The organism is Hydrocarboniphaga sp., from assembly GCF_028291725.1.
Taxonomy (GTDB): domain Bacteria; phylum Pseudomonadota; class Gammaproteobacteria; order Nevskiales; family Nevskiaceae; genus Hydrocarboniphaga.
The window spans coordinates 1-22,695 of record NZ_JAQGNT010000039.1 but is presented as its reverse complement, the minus strand read 5'-3'; the positions used below and the strand labels follow the sequence as shown (position 1 = coordinate 22,695).

17 protein-coding genes are annotated in these 22,695 nt (G+C 66.3%); 5 read left to right on the top strand and 12 right to left on the bottom strand.

The features are described from left to right. Positions 1-94: 94 nt before the first annotated feature. From JWQ90_RS10115 to JWQ90_RS10060, 12 genes are all read right to left on the bottom strand, one after another. Complete coding sequence (locus JWQ90_RS10115) at positions 95-772, bottom strand: DUF502 domain-containing protein (protein WP_299693016.1); 678 nt, start codon at positions 770-772, stop codon at positions 95-97. Then, complete coding sequence (locus tag JWQ90_RS10110) at positions 769-1,398, bottom strand: fumarylacetoacetate hydrolase family protein (protein ID WP_299693013.1); 630 nt, start codon at positions 1,396-1,398, stop codon at positions 769-771. The genes JWQ90_RS10115 and JWQ90_RS10110 overlap by 4 nt, the downstream gene beginning before the upstream one ends. A gap of 63 nt (positions 1,399-1,461) precedes the next feature. After that, positions 1,462-1,899 (bottom strand): hypothetical protein, encoded by a 438-nt coding sequence (locus JWQ90_RS10105; protein ID WP_299693011.1) that lies wholly within the window; start codon positions 1,897-1,899, stop codon positions 1,462-1,464. A gap of 26 nt (positions 1,900-1,925) precedes the next feature. Continuing rightward, positions 1,926-2,900: a hypothetical protein gene (locus tag JWQ90_RS10100; protein ID WP_299693008.1), complete on the bottom strand. Its 975-nt coding sequence runs from the start codon at positions 2,898-2,900 to the stop codon at positions 1,926-1,928. Next, positions 2,806-3,507: a hypothetical protein gene (locus JWQ90_RS10095; protein ID WP_299693005.1), complete on the bottom strand. Its 702-nt coding sequence runs from the start codon at positions 3,505-3,507 to the stop codon at positions 2,806-2,808. The genes JWQ90_RS10100 and JWQ90_RS10095 overlap by 95 nt, the downstream gene beginning before the upstream one ends. A gap of 173 nt (positions 3,508-3,680) precedes the next feature. Further along, positions 3,681-5,684, bottom strand: coding sequence for an oligopeptide transporter, OPT family (locus JWQ90_RS10090; protein ID WP_299693002.1), 2,004 nt, complete (start codon positions 5,682-5,684; stop codon positions 3,681-3,683). Positions 5,685-5,803: 119 nt separating this feature from the next. Beyond that, the gene (locus JWQ90_RS10085) at positions 5,804-7,885 is read right to left on the bottom strand and encodes a tetratricopeptide repeat protein (protein WP_299692999.1); all 2,082 of its coding nucleotides are present in this window, start codon (positions 7,883-7,885) and stop codon (positions 5,804-5,806) included. Continuing rightward, positions 7,882-9,942 (bottom strand): tetratricopeptide repeat protein, encoded by a 2,061-nt coding sequence (locus JWQ90_RS10080; protein ID WP_299692996.1) that lies wholly within the window; start codon positions 9,940-9,942, stop codon positions 7,882-7,884. The genes JWQ90_RS10085 and JWQ90_RS10080 overlap by 4 nt, the downstream gene beginning before the upstream one ends. After that, positions 9,939-11,753 (bottom strand): hypothetical protein, encoded by a 1,815-nt coding sequence (locus JWQ90_RS10075; protein WP_299692993.1) that lies wholly within the window; start codon positions 11,751-11,753, stop codon positions 9,939-9,941. Before JWQ90_RS10075 ends, JWQ90_RS10080 begins: the two co-directional genes overlap by 4 nt. A 3-nt stretch (positions 11,754-11,756) precedes the next feature. Further along, positions 11,757-13,592, bottom strand: coding sequence for a tetratricopeptide repeat protein (locus JWQ90_RS10070; protein ID WP_299692990.1), 1,836 nt, complete (start codon positions 13,590-13,592; stop codon positions 11,757-11,759). After that, positions 13,589-15,661 (bottom strand): tetratricopeptide repeat protein, encoded by a 2,073-nt coding sequence (locus JWQ90_RS10065; protein WP_299692987.1) that lies wholly within the window; start codon positions 15,659-15,661, stop codon positions 13,589-13,591. Before JWQ90_RS10065 ends, JWQ90_RS10070 begins: the two co-directional genes overlap by 4 nt. 255 nt (positions 15,662-15,916) lie before the next feature. Further along, positions 15,917-16,792 (bottom strand): hypothetical protein, encoded by an 876-nt coding sequence (locus tag JWQ90_RS10060; protein ID WP_299692984.1) that lies wholly within the window; start codon positions 16,790-16,792, stop codon positions 15,917-15,919. Positions 16,793-16,946: 154 nt separating this feature from the next. Here JWQ90_RS10060 and JWQ90_RS10055 point away from each other — a divergent pair, with 154 nt between their 5' ends. From JWQ90_RS10055 to JWQ90_RS10035, 5 genes are all read left to right on the top strand, one after another. Then, positions 16,947-17,510 carry an ECF-type sigma factor gene (locus tag JWQ90_RS10055; RefSeq protein WP_299692981.1) on the top strand — a complete coding sequence of 188 codons (564 nt, stop codon included), beginning with the start codon at positions 16,947-16,949 and terminating at the stop codon, positions 17,508-17,510. Beyond that, positions 17,507-20,392, top strand: coding sequence for a serine/threonine-protein kinase (locus JWQ90_RS10050; RefSeq protein ID WP_299692978.1), 2,886 nt, complete (start codon positions 17,507-17,509; stop codon positions 20,390-20,392). The genes JWQ90_RS10055 and JWQ90_RS10050 overlap by 4 nt, the downstream gene beginning before the upstream one ends. 394 nt (positions 20,393-20,786) lie before the next feature. Continuing rightward, positions 20,787-21,374, top strand: a complete 588-nt coding sequence (locus JWQ90_RS10045) for a hypothetical protein (protein ID WP_299692975.1) — start codon at positions 20,787-20,789, stop codon at positions 21,372-21,374. Positions 21,375-21,423: 49 nt separating this feature from the next. Further along, on the top strand, positions 21,424-21,957 hold the full coding sequence (locus JWQ90_RS10040; RefSeq protein ID WP_299692972.1) for a hypothetical protein: 534 nt from the start codon (positions 21,424-21,426) through the stop codon (positions 21,955-21,957). Between the two features lie 238 nt (positions 21,958-22,195). After that, a complete protein-coding gene (locus JWQ90_RS10035; protein ID WP_299692969.1) occupies positions 22,196-22,612 on the top strand; it encodes a hypothetical protein in 417 nt (138 codons plus the stop codon). Positions 22,613-22,695 lie beyond the last annotated feature (83 nt).

Here is a 22,695-nt window from a genome sequence, read left to right as displayed (position 1 = left end):
CATTGCGCCGCATGCTGAAGTAAGCAGCCGATCAGGTCCATGGCTATTTCGATCTACAGGCGCCCGGCGCCGATCGCCGGTTCTCTGCGGGTACTCAGGCCTGTTTCTCCAACGGTGCGTCGGCGACACGCGACATGCCGGCGGTGATCAGGAAGCGCATCGCATCCTCGAAACTCATGTCGACTTCGACCAGATGCTCGCGCGAGATCAGCACCGTGTAGCCGCCGATCTGGTAACTCATCGGCAGGTACACGGCGACGGTATCGTGATCCTGGGCCAGCCCGAAAGCCGCCAGGTCTTCGACGGTGATGAAGCCCAGCAGCCGGAACGGCAGGTTGGGCGGCGACACCATCACCACCTGGCCGAAGCGGCTCTGATCCTTCTTCGAGAAGAAGCCGGTCAGATCGCGCACGGCGCTGTAGACGGTCTTGATCAGCGGCACTTTCTCCAGCTGTTCTTCGGTCCACTTGACGAACTCGCGGAAGAACACTGCCTGCATCAGCAGGCCGATCACGAAGATCATGATCAGCGACACCAGCAGGCCCATGCCCGGCCACGATGCGGTGTTGGGCAGGAACAGCCGCACGAAGCCGCCGAAGAAAGTGTCGGCCGCACCGATCAGCCACATCACCACGGCCAGCGTGACCATGATCGGCAGCACCGCCAGCAGGCCGGTGAAGAAGGTCCGCGACAGCTTGCGCCAGCTCGGCTTGAACGAACCGGGCCCGGCGCCGGTGGCGCGCCAGTCGATCTTGCTCCAGTCGAACTTCATGCGCTAAAGCTCCATTGAAAGCGGCCGATCTGCGGGCTTTGCAGCAGGATCGTGTCGCCGGGTTTGACCGGGCCGACGCCCTCGGGCGTGCCGGTGTAGATCGCATCGCCAGGCTGCAGCTCCCAGGTCTGCGACAGGATGTGAATCTGCCGCGCGACGCTGTACAGCATGTTCTTGGTGAAACCGTGCTGGCGCAGTTCGCCGTTGACGTGGCAAGTGAATTCCAGCGCCTGCAGGTCCTGTTCGAGATAGGGCTTGAAGTCGCCCAACGGCGCGGCGTTGTCGAAGGCCTTGGCCAGCTCCCAGGGCGCGCCCTTGTTCTTGAGCCGGGTCTGCAGATCGCGCAACGTCAGGTCCAGGCCCAGCGTGATGCCGGCGACGCAGTCCATCGCGTCCTCGACTGCGATGTCGCGACCGCCGCCGGTCAGCAGCACCACCAGCTCGGCCTCGTGATGCACCTCGCCGAAAGCGCTCGGCAGGATCACGGTCTCGCCTTCGTCGACGACGCAGCTCGCCGGTTTCATGAAGATCACGCAATCGCCGTCGTTGGCATTACCCAATTCTTCGATGTGCTTGGCGTAGTTGCGGCCGATGCAGAAGATGCGCTTGACGTTCATGGTGTCCATACCGGTTTCGATGCCGGAATGGTAGACGCAAATGCTTGCGCAGGTCGGCAAGGGTGTGCCGACCTACGAGGCGGGCGGCGTTATGTCGTCCGCCAGTTTCTGGAAACGCGGATCGGCGCGCAGCGGGTCCCATACCGGGTCGAGCTTGAGACGCAGCGCCGACATCGTGTCGCCGGCAGGAGTCGACAGCAGCACGCCGATGATCTGCAGGGCGGTATCGGCGTCGCCGCTGTGGGCGGCGATCTGCGCCAGGCCGTTAAGGAAATAGTGGCCGCTGTAGGGGTCCTTGCTCAAGGGCAGCAGGTCTGCCGCCCGATGCGCGCTGCGGAGCGCATCGGTACCACGGCCGAGGCAGGCGTAGGCCCAGCTGATGCGGGTCAGCGCCGCCAGATCGTCGGCTTGCTGCGCGAGCTGTGCCGCGAGCAGGACACGCAGGTTCTCGCACTCGGGCTGTGCCAGTTTCTGCCGGCCGGCCAGAGTCTGGATCGCGACGCGAGCCACAAGCTTTTCGATGCGCTGCGCATCCGTCACCGTCGCGACCGCGCATCCCAGGCTTGCAGCGCCTCGTCGTAGCGGCGCTGGTACAGATACGGATAGACACGCGCATTGACCAGGTTGATGACGTCGCCGTCGTCGTTGTTGACCGGCGCCATGCGCGCTGTCGGCAGCCCGTCGAATGCCTGTAGTGCACCGGCGGCGTCGCCGAAGCCGATCAGGAAATTGCGGGCCAGGAACGCGCGGGCATCCATGAACTCCGGGTCCAGCACCCGCGCGCGGTTCAGCGCCTGCCCGGCCTCGGCGTAGCGGCGGACCAACATGAACGTCGCACCGTATTCGGCGAGCAGCGCGCCGTCGAGTGGTGTGTGCGAGACCGCGCTGGCGAGTCCATCCAGCGCGTTCTGCCAGTGGCCCTGGCGGCGATTGATGAAGGCCAGTGCGCTGATCGCCTGGGCATTGTTGGGTTCCAGTTTCAGCGCCTGCTCGAACGCCGTCTTGGCCGGCGCGTAGTCGCGAGAACCCCAGAAATAAAAGTAGCCGAGTGCGAGCTGCGCTTCCGCCAGTTGCGGCGCCAGCGCCCGCGCGCGATCGATGCTCTGTTTGACCTCCGACAATTCAGCAGCCGACAGTGGTTTGACCAGCCAATGGCGCGACAGCATGCACAGCGCCAGCCGCGCATGCGCCAGTGCAAAGTCGGGCGCCAGCGCCAACGCCTCGCGATAGTGGTCGTCGGCTCGGCGGTAGTCGGCGTCGAGACCGGAGTCCGCGGCCTGGCGCGCTTCGTACTCGGCTTTCAGGAACAGATCGTAGGCGGCGGCATTGTCGGTGGGCGCTTTCGCCAGCGCGGTGACTTCACGGGGCGACAGCCGGGTTTTCAGCGCTTCGGCGATGTCCTGCGAGACTTCGCTTTCAACGGCGAAGGCATCTTTCAACTCTCGGTCGTAGGTGTTGGCCCACAGATGTGTGTCGCTGCGCGCCTCGATCAGCTGCACGTTGACGCGCACGTGCTCGCCGGACTTCTGCGGCGACGGTCTTCAGATTGTCCGGCCGGCTCGCATACTTCTGCGTCGAGGTGCGCGAGATCACTTTCAGATCGGCGATGCCGGCGAGCCGGGTCAGGATTTCGTCCTGGATGCCGCTGGCGAAGTAGGCGTTGCTCTTGTCGTCGGACAGATTCTCGAACGGCAGCACCGCGATCGATTTCGTGTTGCCGACGGCGGCGATCTTGTCATCACCGCTTGCCGGCGGCTGGCTTGAATGCGGCCACAGCAGCCTGGCGAGCAGCATCAGCACCGCCAGCAGCAGTACGCCGATGATGGCGCGATTGAGCTGCTGCCCGGTGTGTTGCGCGCTCGAGGTGTCGATCGCGACATCCTCGGTCTTGACGATGCCCTGCGGCGTCAGCTCGTAGATCCACGACAACACCAGCGCGAGCGGAAAGCCGGCGACGATCGCCAGCACGATGATCCGCTGCACCAGCGCGGACACCTCGAAGATCGGAAACACCTGCGTGACGATCTGTACCAGCAACCAGCCGGCGACGGCGTACATCGCACCGACCTTGTAGACGTTGCGGCGTTGGAGTTCCGCGAAGAAGGAACGGTTGCGCATGGGGTCGTGCGGGTCGGGCGCTCAGTATGGTGACACAGCGATGTCGCAACATTCATAAACTACTGTCATTCCCGCGAAGGCGGGAATCCAGAGTTTGAAGGCGGGCGCTCGACGGCGCTGGATTCCCGCTTTCGCGGGAATGACGTTATTGAAAATAATGTGTCGTCCTACCTTCAGCTCGCCACGCCCGCTTTCCGGCTCACCCGCCCCATCCACAGATACAGCGCGACGATCACCGCGCTGAACGCAATGCCGCCGATCCAGACGGCCGCGTTGGCAAAGCCTTCGCCGACCAGGGCCAGCGGCGCGTCGCTGCCGGAGAACACGACGATGGCCGCGATCAGCACGCCCATCAGGCTCTCGCCGACGATCAGGCCAGAGGCCAGCAGCACGCCGAGCTGCTTGGCGCCTTCGACATCCGGCCCGCGGCTGGCGCGGCGCTCGTAAGCCCAGCCGACCACCGCGCCGACGACGATCATCAGGCTGGTGGACATCGGCAGATAGATGCCCAGCCCGACCGCCAGCGGCGGCAAACGCGCGCGGCTTTTGAAAGCGAGCAGCAGCTCGTCGACGACGATCAGCGCGACGCCAGCCAGCGCGCCGATACCGATCAGGCTCCAGTCGAGCTTGCCGGTGATGACGCCCTGCGCCAGCGAGGAAATCAGCGCGGCCTGCGGCGCCGGCAGCGCGCGCGTCGCATCGGCGCCGGGCGTGCCGGCGAAGCCGTAGGCCTGGTTCAGCAGATCCAGCACCGGCGGGATCACCGCGGCGCCGGCGAGCACGCCGATCAGCAGCGCGACCTGCTGTTTCCACGGTGTGGAATCCACCAGCTGGCCGGTTTTCAGATCCTGCAGATTGTCGTTGGCGATGGTGCCGACCGAGAACACCACCGCGGTGATGAACAAGGCGATCGCGACCAGCGCTGGGCCGCCAGCTTCGCCGACCAGGGGCTTGATGCAGAACACCAGCAGCAGCGAGGCGCCGAGCACGACCAGGATGCCGACGCCGGACAGCGGGCTGTTGGACGCGCCGATCAAGCCGGCCATGTAGCCGCAGACCGCGGCCACGAAAAAGCCGATGGCGACGATGTAGGCGAGGCCGCCGATCGCCAGCACGCTCGCGTGCGCGCCGAGGCCGGCGGCGGTGGAAAAGCTGCCGATTAGCGCGGCGATCGGCAGCAGGCACAGCAGCGAGATCAGGCCGACCCAGCCGATCGGAATATCGTGCTCGGTGCGCGGCAGGCTGGCGGCGTCGCCGGCGCGCCGAACTTTGGAGGCGGCGAACGCCGAACTCAGGCCCTTGAGCAAAGGCCGCGACAGCCGCAGCAGCGCCCAGATCGCGGCGACGCCGATGGTGCCCGCGCCGATGAAGCGCACCTGGTGCCGCCACACGCCCTGCGCGATTGCCGACACATCGCCGGCCACCGGGTGCAGCGCGGTCAGCCAGGGCACCGCGATGCCCCAGGCGCCGAACACGCCGACCAGCATCGCGATGCCGACCCACAGGCCGACCAGATGGCCGACGCCGAACAGCGCGAACGACAGCGCGAAGTCATAGCCCGACAGCGCGTTGCTGTTGCCGACGCGGAAGTAGCGCACCAGATCGGCGGCAAAAATCTGCGTCGCCACGATCACCGCGAACCCCGCCGACACCAGCGAGCCGATCAGCAGGCTCAACAGTCCGGCTTTGCCGGCCACCGCCGCGGCCTCGCCCTCCGCGGCATCCGCGGCGCCGTGGCCAACCTTCAGCACCTGCGCGCAGGCCACGCCCTCGGGGTAGGGCAGATCCGAATGCGTGACCAGCGCGCGCCGCAGCGGGATCGAATACATCACGCCGAGTATGCCGCCGAGCGCGCAGACGCTGAACGTCACCCAGAACGGAAAGCCGCTCCACCAGCCGATCATGACCAGGCCGGGCAGCACGAAGATGATCGACGACAGCGTGCCGGCCGACGAGGCCACCGTCTGCACGATGTTGTTCTCCTGGATGCTGACGCCCTTGAACTTGCGCAGCAGCGCCATCGAGATCACCGCCGCCGGGATCGACGAGGCGAACGTCAGCCCGGCCTTGAGGCCGAAAAAGACGTTGGCGGCGGTGAAGACGATGGTGATCAGCACGCCCAGTACCAGGCCGCGCAGCGTCAGTTCCTTGCGCTGCTCCTCGATGACGCTCGACATGGAAAGTCCTCTGGACAGTTTTTGGGATCGCTTTTAGCTGGAGCGAGTGTGGCGAAGAAGACGGCTTTGCGCACCTGGTTCCGGTCGGCCACCCCAAGCCGGCCGCACGGCATCGACACTCATGGCGCTGCCTCCGCTGCCTCCGCTGCCTCCGCTGCGGCGCTGCCGGCGATCAGTTGCTGGAAGCGTGGGTCGTCGCGCAGGCCGTCGAAATCCGGATCGAGGCGCAGCTGCGCCGGCGTGATCGGGACGTCGATCTGGCCGCCGTAAGGGACCGTGAGCAGATGACGCAGGGCGACCAGCGCTTCGTCCCTGCGGCCGAAGCGGGCCTGCAGGCGTGCGCGCATTTCAAGGATGGCGGGGCCCAAAAGCGCGTCCTTGGATTCGGGGACGAGTTGCGCGGCGCGGTCGAGCGCGGCGAAAGCCGCCGGCGCGTCACCGAGCCCGGCTTGCGCCATTGCCACTTCCACCAGTGCGGTGTGATTGTCGGGCTGAGCATCGAGCAGGCTGCGCATCGCCTCGCGGACCTGACGGTAATTTCCGGCGGCGCCGGCATCGCCGGCCAGGCGCTGCAGATCGGCGAGATCGAGGCGCGTCCCGCTCCAGTCCGTCGGCACGGCATTCGCATCCGGGCGCTGCAGCAGCTCGCGCAGCCCGGCGATGGCCGGCGCATAGCTCCGTTGCAGTCGCGCCAGCATCACGTAGTCGTCTTCGCTCGAGACCGAGACCGGCCGCGGGCCGATGGCCTGCGCGGCGCGTACCAGATCGCCCTGCGCGAGGTAGATATCGCCCAGGAACTGCCGCGACTCCTCGTCGTCCGGCGCAATCGCCTGTACGCGCGCGAGGTGCTTCAGCGCCTCGTCGAAGCGGCGCTCGCACATCGCGTTCAAGGCCTGCAGCTTGTGCAGTTGCACGTTCAGCGGGTCGAGCCGGAGTGCCTCTTCCACGTGTGCGTCGGCCTCCTGCTGGCGCCCCTGGCGCCAAAGCACGTAGCTGAGAACCGTCAACACCTCGGTGTCGTTGGGCCAGCGTTCGTGCAGGGCCGTAAAGCGCCGCTGCGCCTCGTCGTAATCGCGTTGTACGCGATAGATGTAATAGGCGCGGGCAGACTGCGTTTCCAGTGAACCCGGTTGCAGCTGCTCGGCGGTTTCCACCGCATGCAGGGCCGCCGCTCGGCGCTCGTCGGAGGCGTCCACGCCGAAAAAGATCATTAGGCTGTAGCCGCGCGCGAGCATCGCCCAGGCCTGCGCGAAGCCGGGGTCGGCCTTCACGGCATCCTCGAAGGCGCGTGTCGCGGCGTTGAAGTCCGCATACTGAAAGCCTCGGCGGTACAGTGACACACCGCGCAGATAGGCCTCGTAGGCGGCGGCACTGCGCGTCGGCAACGCGGTGATTTCCTGCCGCGCGCCGCCGCTGAGCCTGGCGCCGAGCGCGTCGGCGATGGCGCCGGCGACTTCGCCCTGTACGCCGAAGATGTCGTCGAGCCTGCGGTCGTAAGTCTCGGCCCACAGGTGGCTGTCGCCGGCAGCGCGGATCAGCTGCACGTTGATGCGCACTTTCGCGCCGGCCTTCTGCACACTGCCTTCGAGGATGTTGGCGACGCCGAGCTGGCGCGCGATTTCGGCGAGATTGTCCGGCGCGCTCGCGTAGCGCATCGTCGACGTGCGCGAGATCACGCGCAGTGTGCCGATCTTGGCGAGGCGCGTCAGAATTTCGTCCTGGATGCCCTCGGCGAAGTAGGCGTTGGCGTGATCGTCGGACAGATTCTCGAACGGCAGCACGGCGATGGATTTGTCGTTCGTCGGGGTAGCAAGCGCTGGATCGACAGCAGCCGTCGGTGTCGCCTGCGGCCATAGAAGACGGGCCAGCAGCACCAGCACGGCCAGCAGCAAAACGCCGATGATCGCGCGGTTGAGCTGCTGGCCGGTGTGGCGCGTGATCGAGGCATCCGCGGCGACTTCATCGGTCTTGACGATGCCCTGCGGCGTCAGCTCGTAAATCCACGACAGCACCAGCGCAACCGGAAAGCCGGCGACGATCACGAGCACGATGATGCGCTGCGCCAGCGCCGAGATATCGAAGATCGGAAATACCTGCGTGACGACCTGCACCAGCAGCCAGCCGGCCACTGCGTACATCGCGCCGACCTTGTAGACGTTGCGGCGCCGCAGTTCGGCGAGGAACGAGAACCGGGCACTCATGGTGTGGCGGTGTCGTCGGCCACCAGCGCCTGAAACCGCGGATCGCCGCGCAAGTTGTCCCAGTCCGGGTCCAGCCGCAGCAGCGCCGGCGTGATCGCGTAGGCATACGGAATCTTCAGCAGCCGCGACAGCGCGGCGACGGCCGGTTCACGTTCGCCGAAGTGTGCCTGGATGCGCGCGCGCGTCTCTTCGTGCCACGGGCCGTAGATCGCGTCCATCGACGTCGGCAGCAGTTTGATAGCGCGGGCGATGGTCTGCATGGCCGCGCCGCGCTCGCCCAGTGCCGCCTGCACCTGGGCCAACTGGTCGAGGATCACATCATTTTCTGGTTGACGGACCAGCTCGCTCTGCAAGGAATCGCGGGCCTGCGTCAGCGTCGCCTTGCCGGCTGCCAGATCGCCGGCGCGCAGCTGCAGGCTGCCCAGTGAGGCGCGATAGATCGCGCCCTGCAGCGCGGTACCGTGAAACGCCGACACCATCGCCTGTAGCGTGGATGCGCCTTGCGCATAGCGGCGCCGCAACTGCGCCTGCAGCGCAAGCGTGCTGACGACGTTGGGAAGATCGGCGTCATGCGGAGTCTTGGCGAGCAGGGCGTCGGCTTCGTCCAGGTGCCCGAATACGAGGTAAAGAGTGGCCTTGTTGGACATCAGGTTCGCATCGCCGGACTTGACCGCCAGTGCGCGGTCCCAGATCAGCAGCGCCGGGGCGGATTGCCGCATCTGCTGATAGGTCCAGGCGGTTTCGGTCAGCAGCGTCAGATCGTGCGGGTCGAGCTTGAGCGCGCGTTCCAGCAGTTGCACCGAGTCCTCGAAGCGACCCTGGCGGCGCGCGATGAAGCCCAGCGCGCGCAGGCCTTCGGAGTTGTCCGGCCAGCGCGCCAGCAGCGCCTCGAACGTGCTGATCGCGGACGCGTAGTCGCGCTCGATCCAGTACTGGTGATAGCCCTGGGCGAGCTGCGTATCGAGCGAAGCCGGCGCCAGCTTCAGCGCCTGATCCAGCGCCAGCTTGCCCGACTGTTTGCGCGCTTCGGTCTGGTCGTAGGACTGGAAGTATTGCGAGCCGTGGCTGCGCGACAGCTGCGCCCAGGCTTCGGCGAACTTCGGATCGTCCTGAGTGGCCTTGGTCAGCAGCGCGATGCCTTGCTCGACACCGACCGGATCTTCCTCGGCGCGGTGGATCAGCACCAGCGCGCGCAGCCAGGCGTCATAGGCGCCGGCATTGGTGGTCGGCGGCGTGGCGAGATCCTTCTTCTCGTCACCGCTGAGCCGGGCGTCGAGCTGCGTGGCGATGGCGCCGGCGACTTCGCTCTGCACGCCGAACAGATCGTCGAGCCTGCGATCGTAGGTGTCGGCCCACAGGTGCGTGTCGCTGGCGGCACGGATCAGCTGCACGTTGATGCGCACCGCGTTGCCGGCTTTCTGCACGCTGCCTTCGACGATGTTGGCCACGCCGAGCTGACGCGCGATGTCGGGCAGGTTTCCGGGTTTGGCGGCGTACTGCTGCGTGGACGTGCGCGAGATCACCCGCAGCGCACCGATCTTCGCCAGCCGCGTTAGGATTTCATCCTGGATGCCTTCGGCGAAATAGGCGTTGTCGGGATCGCGGCTGAGATTGTCGAACGGCAGCACGGCGATGGATTTGTCGTGAGTCGCCGCCGCTGGAAAGTCCGCGGTACGGCCGTCGACGTAACCCGCGCGCTCGGCGGCGAAGTAGGCCAGGCCCAGCACCACGAGAGCGCCCAGCATCAGGTTGAGCTTGCGATCCATACTGCGCCGCTCGCGTATCGCGACCGGCGTCTGATCGCTTGCCGAAAGCTCGTCGGTACGCACGATGCCCTGCGGCGTCAGGTCGAACACCCAGGCCAGCACCAGCGCGACCGGAAAGCCCGCGATGATCGCCAGCACGATGATCCGCTGCACCAGCGCCGAGATCTCGAAGATCGGAAGCACCTGCGTGACGACCTGCACCAGCAGCCAGCCGGCCACGGTGTAGGCGGCGCCGACCTTGTAGACGTGGCGACGCTGCAGTTCGGCGAGGAGAGACGGCTTGGTACTCATGTCGCGGCGGGGTTGGCGGTGGGCGGCATCGGCAGGCAGGCCTTGTCGAAGACGGCCTTGAAACGCGGATCGGCGCGGATCGGATCGAAAGCCGGTGCGCCGAGATAGAAACTGCCGAAGATTGCGTCCCGCCGGGTAGCCACGGCCGCCCAGGCTTCGAGCTCTGCGAGCGCGGTGGGGCAGTCGCCGAGCAGGCAAAACCAGACCGCCCGATACGGTGTGCGCACCGCCGGCAGACCGACGCCGGAGTCGTGGAGCAGGCGCAGCGCTGCCGGGCGCTGCGCTGGATCGGCGACGGCTTTCACCAGCACGCCGCGAGTGTCTGCGCTTTCGCCGCCGCGTGCCGCGCTCTTGCGCGCTTCCTGCTCGGCTTCGGCGAAATGTCCGGTATAGAGCTGCAGGAAGGCGAGCTGCAGATGCGGCATGTCGTTGATCGGTTCCGCTTCGGCGGCCTTGCTCAGGTGGTCCAGCGCTTCGGCGTAGCGACGCTTGGATACCAGCGCCGTGCCGAGTTGCATCTGCGAATCCCCTGACAGCGGATCGAGCGCGACGGCGCGCCGCTGCTCGGCGATGGCCTCGTCGAAATAGCCGGTCAGCAGCAGGTACTGCGCATGCTGGTCGATGATCTCGGCGGAGTTGGGGTCGAGCGTCATGGCGCGCCGGAACTCCTGCCCGGACCGGGTGTAATCGCCCAGATCCTTGAATACGGTCGCCAGCGCCGAATGCGCGCTGGCCGTCGAGGCATCCAGCGATAAGGCTTTCTCGGCCGCGCTGCGTGCCCGGCCCAGCGAGTCGGTCCACTCACCGAGGTCGTACCAGGGCAACAATTCGCGGCTCTGTGCCAGCGCACCCCAGGCCGCCGCGTAATCCGGGTCGATCGCCACGGCCTGTTCGAGCATTTGTGCGGCCGTCAGCAGAGCGGGACCCCGGTCGGCCATCTGCGCCAGACCCTTGAGATACAACTCGTGTGCCTGCGGGTTCCGCGTGCCGGTTCTTACCAGCGGGCCGGCCGGCTTGTCGCCGAGCTGCAACTTGAGCTGGTCGACGATCGCCGCGGCGATCTCGTCTTCGATCGAGAACACGCTGGTCAGCTTGCGATCGAATTTCCCGGACCACAGGTGATAGCCGTTGCGCGCATCGATCAGCTGAGCGGTGATGCGCACCGATTCGCCGGAACGCTGCACGCTGCCTTCGAGCAGGTAGGCCACCGCCAGCGTTTCGCCGACCTTGCGCAGATCGATGTTCTGCCCTTTGAACTGGAACGCCGATGTCCGCGCCGCCACGTGCAGGCCGGGCAGCTGTGCCGCAGCGTTGAGAATTTCCTCGGTGATGCCGTCGCTGAAGTATTCGTTGGCCGCATCGCCGCTCATGTTGACGAAGGGCAGCACGGCGATGGACTTGTCGCGGGCGCCTGCCGCGTCGGCCGCCGTATCGGGCATGAAGCGATGCATCACGAACTGGTTCAGCAGCAGCACGAGCACGGCTAGCGCGAGCACCGCGATGATCGCCTTGTCGAGTTTTTTGCCGGTGGCGCCTGTGATCGAAGCCTCGCGGTCGACTTCGCTTTCGCGTAGCACGCCCTGCGGCGTCCACTCGTAGAACCACGAGAACAGCATCGCGAACGGGAAGCCGGTCAGCGCTGCGATGACGATCCAGCGCACGATCGCCTCGTCGACGTGGAAGAACGGAAACACCTGCGTCGCCACCTGCACCAGCAGCCAGGCGCTGGCTGCGTAGAACGCCGCGGCGCGCAGCACGTTACGCCGCTGCAGTTCGACGAAGAACGAGGGCTTGACCTGCGGCGCGTTCATGGCTTACTCACAGACGTAGTCGTGCGGCGCACGGCGCCGGCACAGATCGGGCGGCCCGTACTGGTCCCAGAATTCGGCGAGGCCGAGCTTGCGCACGAACTCCGGAAACTGCGGCAGCGCGCGCGCCGACGCACCGTAGGGCGACCACAACCAATGAAGGACCAGCGGATCGTTGTCGGTTGGTGCGTCACGCGCGCTGTCCAGCGCCAGCGCCGGCTCGTCCAGCATCAGCAGCGCCCACGACGCACCGCCGGAAACGGTCTTCGGCTTCGTCGCCAGATAGCCCTTGAGCATGGCGTTCGCCGTCACACGATCCGTCGCCGTGCCGAAAAGGCCCCTGGCAATGACGTTTTCGGCGCCGGCCGGCAGGCCGATGAAGAACACTTTCGAGCTGCGCGCGAAAAGGCCGGTGGCATCGTCGTCGCGGCCTTCCCGATGCGCGAGTATGGCCAGCGCACGGTTGGCGGGAACGAGTCCGCCGCTCACCGCTGCTTGCAACAGGCGCCGCGCGTTGGCGTTGTCTCCGGCGAACTGGGCCGCGTTGCCGCGCCAGTACAGCGCATTGGGCAGCAGGGGATCGATCTCGAGCGTGCGATCCAGCTGCGCGATGCCGAGCGAGCGGTAGCCCGTGGTGATGTAGTCGAGGCCGAGCCAGAAATTGGCGGAGGTGTCACGGGCATCGAGCGCGACGGCGCGTTCGAGCAGGCCGCGGCTTTCCGCGAAGCGGCGCTGGTTGGACTTGACCAGCCCCAGCACGGCGAGCGGCTCGGCGAGCTGCGGATCGAGTTCGATCGCGGCCCGTGCCTCGCGCTCGGCCATAGCGTTGGCTTCGGCGAAATCCGTCGCCGCGTAGTTGCTCGACACGGCGTACAGCGCCGCCAGCCTGGAATGTGCGCGGGCAAACTTCGGATCGAGTTGCAGCGCCTGCTCGAGCGCCGCGATGGCTTGCGCAAAGCGCGGCCCGTCGCGATGGTTGAAGATCGTCGTCGCCAGCAGGTACAGCGAGTAGGCCTCCGGGTTGGCAGTCGCCACCGGCACCAGCCGCGCGCGCGGTTCGCCCTCCAGCACCACTTTCAGCGCCGCGGTGATCGCGCGGGCAATGCGCTCCTGCAGGTCGAAGATGTCGGTCAGTTCGCCGTCATAGGTTTCGGACCACAGGTGATAGCCATCCTTGACCTGGATCAGCTGCGCGGTAATGCGCACGCGGTTGCCCTGCTTGCGTACCGAGCCTTCGAGCAGGTTGGCGACCGAGAGCGCCTGGCCGATGCTGCGCAGGTCCTCGTTCTTGCCTTTGAAGGAAAACGAAGACGTACGCCCGGCGACTTTGAGTTCTGGGACCTTGGCGAGCGCGTTCAGCAACTCTTCGGCCATCCCGTCGGAGAAATACTCCTGGTCGTGCTCGGGACTGAGATCGGTGAACGGCAGCACGGCGATGGATTTCTCGTTCGCTGCTATCGAAGAAGTAGCGACGTCCGGCATGAAGCGATGCAGCACGAACTGGTTCAGCAGCAGCACGAGCACGGCTAGCGCGAGCACCGCGATGATCGCCTTGTCGAGCTTCTTGCCGGTCTGTCGGGTGATCGACTGATCCTGAGCGATTTCGCTTTCGCGCTGGATACCCTGCGGTGTCCACTCGTAGAACCACGAGAACAACATCGCGAACGGAAAGCCGATGACGGCGGCGGTCACGATCCAGCGCACCACCCATTCGGCGATGTGGAAGAACGGCAATACCTGCGTCGCCACCTGCACCAGCAGCCAGGCGCTGGCGGCATAGAACGCCGCGGCGCGCAGTACGTTGCGGCGCCGCAGTTCGGCGAGGAAGGCCGCCGCATTCACAGCCGCGCCTCGACGCCGTCGGCAATGATTTTCGCGAAGCGCGGATCACTGCGTAGTGGGTCCCACACCGGGTCGAGCTTGAGGCGCTGCATCGACATCGCGTCGCCTGCGGCGATCACCAGCAGCTGCACGATGATCGCGACGGCCTCATCGGCATGGCCGGTCTGCGCGTCGATCTGCGCTTCGCCGACGAGGAAATAGCTGCTGTTCCAGGCGTCTTTCTGAGGCGGCATCGCTGCGACCGCGCGGTGTGCGATATCGCGTGCCGCGTCGTCGTGGCCCAGGCAGAGTTCGGCCCAGCTCAGCGCGCTGGTCTGCTGGAATGCGGTCTGCTGATGTTCACGCTGCGTGACGAGCAGGCCGCGCAGTTCGGCGCATTCGGCCTGAATACCCGCGCGCCGGCCGGCCAGCATCTGGATCGCGACGCGCGCCGACAGCCGCTCGATGTGCTGCGCGGGCGTCTCGGCGGGCGGCATCGGCCAGGCCAGCAGTGCCTGGTCGAAGCGGCGCGCGAACAGGGACGGATAGACCCGTACATTGACCACGTTCATCACATCACCGTCGGTATTGGACGGTGGCGCACGGCGATCCAGCGGCAGGTCGGCGAAAACGGCGAGTGCCGCCGGCACGTCACCGCTGCCCATCAGATAGTTGACCGTCAGGAAGGTGCGTGACTGCATGTCGTCCGGGTCGATCGCCAGTGCCCGCTTCATCGCCTGCTCGGCGTCGCCGTAACGGCGCATCACGGTGTAGGTCTGGCCGTAGTTGCCGATCAGGGTGTTGTCGCGTGGCGCGTAGGCGATCGCTGCGGAGAGCGTCGCGGCCGCGTCCGCCCACTCGCCCTGACGGCGTTGCACGAAGCCCAGTGCGGCGATCGCCTGCGCATTGTTGGGCGCCAGCGACAGCGCACCGCGGAACTCTGTCTTGGCCGGCTCGTAATCGCGGAAGCCCCAGTAGTGCCAGTAGCCCGATGCCAGATGCGCTTCGGCGAGGCCGGGCGCGTGCGCCAAAGCGCGGTCGACCAGGGTCTTCACGTCGGCCAGCTCGGCCGGTGTCAGCGGCGTTGCGAACCAGTGGCGCGACATCATGCTGTAGGCCAGCTGCGCCTGCGCCAGCGCGAAGTCGGGGTCCAGCGCCAGCGCCTGGCGGTACAGCTCGTCGGCCAGCAGGAAATCGGCCTGCCGATTCGAGTCGGTGGCCTTGTGCAGCGCATATTCGGCTTTCAGGAAGCGGTCGTAAGCCGCGGCATTGGCGGTGGGTGCCTGCGACAGCGCGCTTATCTCCACCGGCGACAGCTTGGCCTTGAGCGCATCCGCGATCGCCTGCGATACCTCGCTTTCGACTGCGAATACGTCCTTCAACTCGCGGTCGTAGGTGCTGGCCCACAGGTGGGCGTCGCTGCGCGCGTCGATCAGCTGCACGTTGACGCGTACGCGCTCGCCGGCTTTCTGCACGCTGCCTTCGAGCAGCGCGGCCACACCCAGCTCCGCCGCCACGGTTCTCAGATTGTCCGGGTGGCTCGCGTACTTTTCGGTGGAGGTGCGCGAGATTACTTTCAGATCGCCGATGCCGGCGAGCCGGGTCAGGATCTCGTCCTGGATGCCGGTGGCGAAATAGGCGTTGGCGCGATCGTCCGACAGGTTCTCGAACGGCAGCACCGCGACGGATTTGCCGCTCGCTGGACCGCCTGTAGCGGCGACGGTCGGTGTCGGCGGGGGCCAGAACAGTTTCGCCATCAGGACCAGCACCGCGGCCAGCAGCACGCCGATGATCGCGCGATCGAGCTGCTGGCCGGTGCGGGGCGTGATCGACGCTTCCGGCGATACCTCATCGGTCTTGACGATGCCTTGCGGCGTCAGCTCGTAGATCCACGACAGCACCAGTGCGAGCGGAAAGCCGGCAATGATCGCGATGACGATGAACTGCTGAATCCGTTCGCCGACATGAAACACCGGGAACACCTGCGTGACCACCTGCACCAGCAGCCAGCCGGCAACGGCGTACATCGCGCCGACTTTGTAGACATTGCGGCGCTGCAGTTCGGCGAGAAACGAGGGCCTGGCTTTCACCGTGGCCGGCGGCGGCGCGCCGCCGCGGACACCGTCCGCCGCCGCCGCTGTACCGACCTGAGTGACTGCATGCCCGGCCCCGTTCCCCGACAGCCGATACTCTAGCGGATTCCTAGACAGATCTGAGACACGGCAGGTATCGGGGCAGAAGGGCCGGATCGGGGATCGCTCGATCCGCCGATACGCTGCTGCGCCGCTACTCGGGAGGATCGACGATCACGGTGCAGCTGACGCCGGCCGCTTCCAACGCGGGCCCTAGCCGGAAACGCTCACCTCGATCGGGCGTATGCAGGGGGAGATGTTGATCTGGGTCCGGCCGGTTCGCGCGTGGTAGACCTCGAGCGTGGCGCCGATGGTGTATACGTCGGCTACTTGCACATCGACATGCACCTGCTGGCGCGTTGCCGCCGGGTCTGCGCCAAACCTGGGTAGCGTACGCACTCCGGGATTCCAGCTGAAGACGATGCCGCTGCCCGGCACCAGGCTGCCCTCGGCGCCGTCGAGGCGCTGGCCGTCGAGGTCGAGAATGTCGATCCGGTACGGGCTGCTCTGCGCTCCCTCGATCAGGTCCTGGAACAGGCTGACGCGCAGGATCTGGCCGGGCACCACGCCCACCGAGGCGAAGGTTCTCAGTTGATCGGGTTCAGGCCGGACGCAGGGTTGAATGCTCAACACCGTGTTGCCACCGTTGGAATCGAACAGCTCCGCGGTCGCTGCGACGGGCAATCGGGAGACGCCGGTGACATCGACATGAAACTGCAGACGCTGACCGCGCTTGAGCCTCGCGGCCAGGTCGAAATCGACGAAGCTGCCGCGCTGCGCATCGAGCTCGCCGGTTTCGATGGCGAGCAGCTGTCCGTCGCGGGCCCAGACCTCGATCTTCCAGCCGGCCGTCGTGTCATTGTGATTCAGCAGGCTGACGCGCAGCACCTGGCCGGCGGCCACGCCGATCATCCCCATTGTGCGAACCGACTGCGCGTTGGTGTCGATCTGAGCCTGCGCAGAGCCCGCCGCCAGCGCCATTGGCAACAGCGCGGCGGATTGCAGAACCCGGCGTCGGGAAACCGCGCCCCGTGACAATCCGTTACTCAGTTCGTTACTCAATCCGTTACTCGTCTTGATCTCGTGCATGTGACTCTCCTGGATATTCCGAATGCATCGGCTTATCCATACAAACGGGATTCGATGGGAAAAAGCTCAAGACTCGCCGGGATTGAGTTCGGATAGCCGCGAATCGGCTGCGTCTGACAGGCTTTTCAAGCAGCCGTCAGGCTATGCTCTGGGCATGAACGAAGTGACGCAGCTGCTCCCGGGCGCCGTCGCTGGCGAGCCGGGAGCCCGGGATGCGCTTTACATGCTCGTATACAAGGAACTCTGCGTGCTCGCGCGCAGTAACTTGGCGCGCACCGACACCTGCAGCCAGCTCGATCCGCCCAGCCTGGTCAACGAAGCCTATCTGCGCATGGCGCATCGTCGCGATCTGTCATTCGAGAACCGCCGCGCCTTCTTCGGCTATGCCTCGCGCGTGATGCGCGCCGTGATCCTGGACTACGTGCGCGACCGCGCCGCGGACAAGCGCGGCGGCGGGGTGGCCGCCATCACGCTCAACACCGGCATCGAGGACTCGGCGATGCAGGGCTGCGATCTGATTGCGGTCGATGCGGCGCTGCAGTCCCTGGCGCGGCTCGACGCCCGCGGACACGATGTGTTCGAGATGCACTTTTTTGCCGGCATGGAGGTGCCCGACATCGGCGCGACGCTGGATATCTCGCCGGCCACGGTCAAGCGCGATCTGCGCAAGGCGCGCGCCTTCGTGTTCAGCGAACTGGGTCTCGCCCCGACGCCGTGAGCGAAACGCCGGCCGAGCGGCTGCGGCGCGAGGCTTACGCCGTGTTCGAGTCGCTGATGGATCTCGAATCGGCAGCCAGGGACGCCGAGCTGGATGCCCTGCGGCAGACCCGGCCCGAGCTGCATGCGCGTGTCATTGCGCTGCTGGCCGCCGACCGCAGTGCCGAATCCTCGCCGTTGATCGCCGCCGGGGCGCTGCGTGCACTGCAGGCTGAAGCCGCGCACACGGACCGTGAAGGCACCGACCTCGGCCCCTACCGCATCGAGCGCGCGCTGGGCCGCGGCGGCATGGGCGAGGTCTGGCTGGCGCATCGCAGCGACGGCCTCTACACCGCAGCGGTGGCGCTCAAGCTGCTGCACGCACACCTCGCGCAGTCGGCGATCCGCGGGCGCTTCCTGCGCGAGGGCCGGATTCTCGGCGAGCTGGCGCATCCGCACGTGGCGCGTCTGCTCGACGCCGGTATCGCCGCCAGCGGCGAGCTGTACCTGGCGATCGAGTACGTCGAAGGCGAACGCATCGACCATTGGTGCGATCGGCGGCAGCTCGACATCCGTGCCCGGCTGCAGCTGTTTCTGCAGGTTTGCGCCGCCGTGGCCCACGCCCATGCGCATCTGGTGGTTCACCGCGATCTCAAGCCCTCGAACATCCTCATCGACGCCGAAGGCGGCGCCAAGCTGCTCGACTTCGGCATTGCCAAGCTGATCGAGGACGACAGCGAAAACGCCACCGAACTCACGCGCCTGGGCGGCCGCGCGCTGACACCCGAATACGCCGCGCCCGAGCAGCTCGGCCGCGGCACCATCACCATCGCCACCGACGTGTACGCGCTGGGTGCGCTGCTCTACGGCCTGCTCAGCGGTCGCCGGCCTTACGGCGCGCCGGGACAGACCGCCGCGCAGATCGAGCACGAGATCCTGGCTGCCGAGCCGCCCCCACTGAGCCAGAGTCGTGCAGCGCGCGGCGAAACCACCACCACCGCGCAGATCGCGGCACAACGCGCGACCACGCCGCGCAAGCTGCGGATCAGCCTGCGCGGCGATCTCGACACCATCGTCGGCAAGACGCTGAAGAAAAATCCGGCCGAACGCTATCCCACCGTACTGGCGCTGGCCGACGATCTGCGCCGGCACCTGGCCAGCGAGCCGGTGCTGGCGCAGCCGGATTCGTTTGCCTATCGCGCCGGCAAGTTCATGCGGCGGCACCGCGTGGGCGCGTTCGCGGGAGCAGCCGTGGGCCTCGCCTTTCTGATCGGCATCGCGGGCGTGATCTGGCAGGCGCGGATCGCGCGCGCGGAATCGCTGAGAGCGCTGCGCGTGAAGAACTTCGTGGTCTCGGTTTTTCGCGAGCAGGATCCTTTCAGCCGTCCGGGTGCTGCCGCTCGATCGCCGCAAGGCCTGGTCAGCGAGGCCGCCAAGCGCGTCGACGAGGAACTGCGCGACGAGCCGCAGCTGCACGCCGAGATGCTGGGAGATCTCGGCGAGATCGCGGCCAACCTCAGCGACTACCCCGGCAGCGAGGCCCTGCTGAAACGTGCGGTCGATGAAAGCGGTGCGCTCTACGGTGCCGACAGTGTCGAGACAGCCCAGGCGCTCGAAAGGCTCGCCTATCTGCGATTTCGCCAGGGGCATCGCGACGAGGCCGAACAACTCGCCCGCCGTGCGCTCGACAATCTGCGCCAGCGCGGCGCCGCCGATAGCCTGCAAGCGGCATCGGTCGAGTCGCAACTGGCCAACTATCTCGCGTTCGGCAAGGGTGCACCGCCGGAGGCGATGCAACTGGTCGATGACGCGCTGCGCATTTTCGAGCTTCGCGATGGCCGCGATCACCCCGACACCATCAATGCCTTGAACCGGCGCGCGAGCCTGCTCGAGCAGGCGCGTCGGGATGCCGAAGCCGAACGCGACTACCGCGACACCGTTGCACGCCTGGAGCGCAGCCGCGGTCCCGATGCCGTCGCGCTGGCGAGGCCGCTGAGAGGTCTGGGGCTGGTGCTGGCTCGCGCTGGCAAAGTGGACGAGGCCGAACGATGCTATCTGCGGTCCATCGCGATCCTGCGCCCGCAGGTCGGCGAACGCGACCACGATCTGGCAACCAATCTGTCGTCGCTGGGCATGTTCTATGAGGAGCTGTCACGCACTGAGGACGCGGAGCGTGTGCTGAAGCAGGCCATTGCGGCACTGCCCGAAGACGACTCGCCCGCCCGCGGCGACGCGCTTCGGCATCTGGGCCGCGTCTACCTCGACCAGAAACGCTACGACGAGGCCGAGAGCGCGATGCGCGAGGCCTACGAGCTAAAAAAAAGTACGGTTGGCGACGGCAATGCTTTCACCTGGTTCTTTGCAACCGAATGGGGACGGGCACTGGCCGGCCAGGGGCGGATCGCCGAGGCCGAAGCCATCCAGCGCAGCGCGCTGCAGCACATCACGCAACTAATGGGAACGGCGGCCTACCAGATTGCGCTCATCGACGATTTTCTGGCGGACACGCTGGAGAAGAAGCCGGCTGGTCGCGCAGAGGCCGAAGCGCTGCGCCGCCGCGCGCTGGCGCTGACCGAGGCGAAGTATCCGAAAGAGCACCCGTTGTGGGCCAACCGCGCGCTGCTGCTCGCCAGCAATCTGGCCCAGCTCGATACACCGCTGTCGCGAACCGAGGCGATGCAGTTGCTCGACACCGCCATCGTCGACGACCGCGCGACGCCACGACAGGCCAGCGACTTGCTTGCGGCGCTGCTGCTGCGCGCCCAGCTGTATATGAAACAGCGCCAGCGTGACTCGGCAAGATCCGATGCCGCCGAGGCGCTCGCGATCCTGGCGAAGGCGGCCCGCCCCGACGCCGACAAGCTGCAGCATGCGCAGGCGCTGATGAAGCAGCTTGGCGGCTAGTGGCCTGTAACAGAGAGTTCGGTAGTGAGCATGGGCGATGGCTCGTGGGTCGAGGCAAGGCGGGAGGAGGAGTCATAGCCGTCGCTATGGCGACGACGAACAACGCCGCATCGGCGCACGAGACGCGCACAGGCGCTTCCGTATCCTCTGTCACAGGCTACTAGTGTCGTGAGTCAATGCCGGCCGTCCTGGCTCGGCCCTTTGTGAACCCGTTTACGAGCGCCGCAGCTCTTCGCTGCGCGGATGAGCTTTTCCTGTGATTTCCGCGTTTGGATCAGTAGGGCCGCCTCTTTCCGACGGTCCCGGGATTCTTCCCCCTATCCGGAAAGCGCTGGACGTGCCGGCCCAACTCAAGCGGCCGTCCGGCACCAGCGCAACAGGAGTCACCGTCACCATGAACATGTCCACCAAGGTCTTTCTGCTGTTGTCCGCGCTGTCGCTGGCAGCGCCCTTCTGTGCCCGGGCGGATGAGACACCGCTGAACTGCGAGGGCGCCACCGGCCACGTCAAATCCGTCGCGCTGGTGGGTACCCGATCGCCCACCGTCAACTACGAGGTGGCACGCGGCTTTGATCCCGACCCGCTGCTGAGCACCACGATCACCGTGCCGGCCTCGTACGCGGTGTCCGCCAGGAAGCTGGTCGAGGTGCCGAGCTGCGTCGTGGCCCACTTCAGTACCCAGGCCACGCCGATGGACAACTTCACGGTGTTCCAGGTCAATGTCGATGGCGTAGCGATGAATGGCCATGTGCCCGGTGATGCCGGCTCCCCGGCGGTGTTCGCGCCGCGGCTGGAGACGCCGCTGGATTACAGCACCGGCACCACTTATGGCCCGTCGCAGCAGATGCTCAGCTACACGTTCTCGCTGCCGGTGCTCGCCGGCACTCATACCGTGCAGGTGCTGTTCGCGGCCTGCTGCAGCCTCGAGGCCCAGACCGGCGGCAGCGTGAAGGCCGCAACGCTGACGCTGGACTACAAATAGCAGTAGCGCTCCACCCTAACCACGCCCTACCTTCAACCAGGAATACACCATGAAACACGGTCTCCCACTGCTCGCCGCTTGCGTCGCGAGCGCCTTGATCTCGACATCGGCCCACGCCGCAGCGCTAGCGGCAGCCGCGCCGGCGGCCAGGACCCGCAGCATCGGCTTCGCTCCCAGTTCTCTGATCGAGGGCCAGGGTGCGCGCGTGACGCTCGTCAATCTGATTCCGCCGGACCCGGTCATTCCGCCGGACCCCGTCGACTGCCGCTTGCTGGTGACGTTTTACGACGCCAGCGGCCTTGCCGTGGGCTCGCAGTCCGTCGACCTGGCACCGGGCCAGTCGGGAATCGTGGTGGCACCGACCACCGGCAGCCCGCCGACCGACGCCAATGGCAATCCCTTGCCGGTGTCGCTGCTGCGCCCCGTGGTGCAGGAGATCAAGGCCAGCAAGCAGTCGCCAACCGACTCCTGCCGCGCGCTGCAGGCCGGCGTCGAGGTCTTCGACACGCGGACGCAGCAGACGCTGTTGATGAATCCGGGCGCGATCCACGGCTTCAACCCTCAGCCCGATCCACCGGGCTGAGGGAGGGCGAGCGCATCCGCTGGATGATGGTCTCTACAGCGAGATGCGATCGGCATGGCGCGACTGAAACGGAATCCAGAACCCCGGCCCGAAAATTTTTACCGCGATCCGGATGAGTTCTTGTCCGCTGATTCGCGTTTGAAAGAGTAGGGCGGTAACGCGGGCCGGTGACGACCCTGCCGCGCCCTGCATCAAAGGGCGCGGTCTCGAACCGCAAACGAAAGTTGGGAGCCAAACAATGAAACTGCAAACGAAAGAAACGATCGGGACGCGCAAAACCCGATCGGCAAAGGCTGGCGCATTGATCGCCGGGCTGCTGTGGGCCAGCGCCGGTGGAGCCGCCACCGAAGGCAGTTCCAACAACTACTTCGGAACGGATGCGGGAGGTTCCGGCGGCACGTTCAATTCCTTTTTTGGCGCTTATGCCGGCGACTCCAATACCGGCGACAACAACACCGCTACCGGCGCCGATGCGCTGTATTCCAACACCAGCGGCATGGACAACACGGCTAGCGGCGCGCACGCGCTGTATTCGAACACGACGGGAAGCTACAACATGGCCAGCGGCACTGCGGCGTTGTACCGGAACACCGTCGGCTTCGCCAACTCGGCTAGTCCGATGGGAGACCCCCCGGCTCTGCCGGGGAGGCAGTAGACGTTCGACGTATCGGGCGGTCCATCAATGAAACTCCGGAGCGTGAGCCGCCAAGCAAACGCAGAGGAGTTTCATCAATGGAC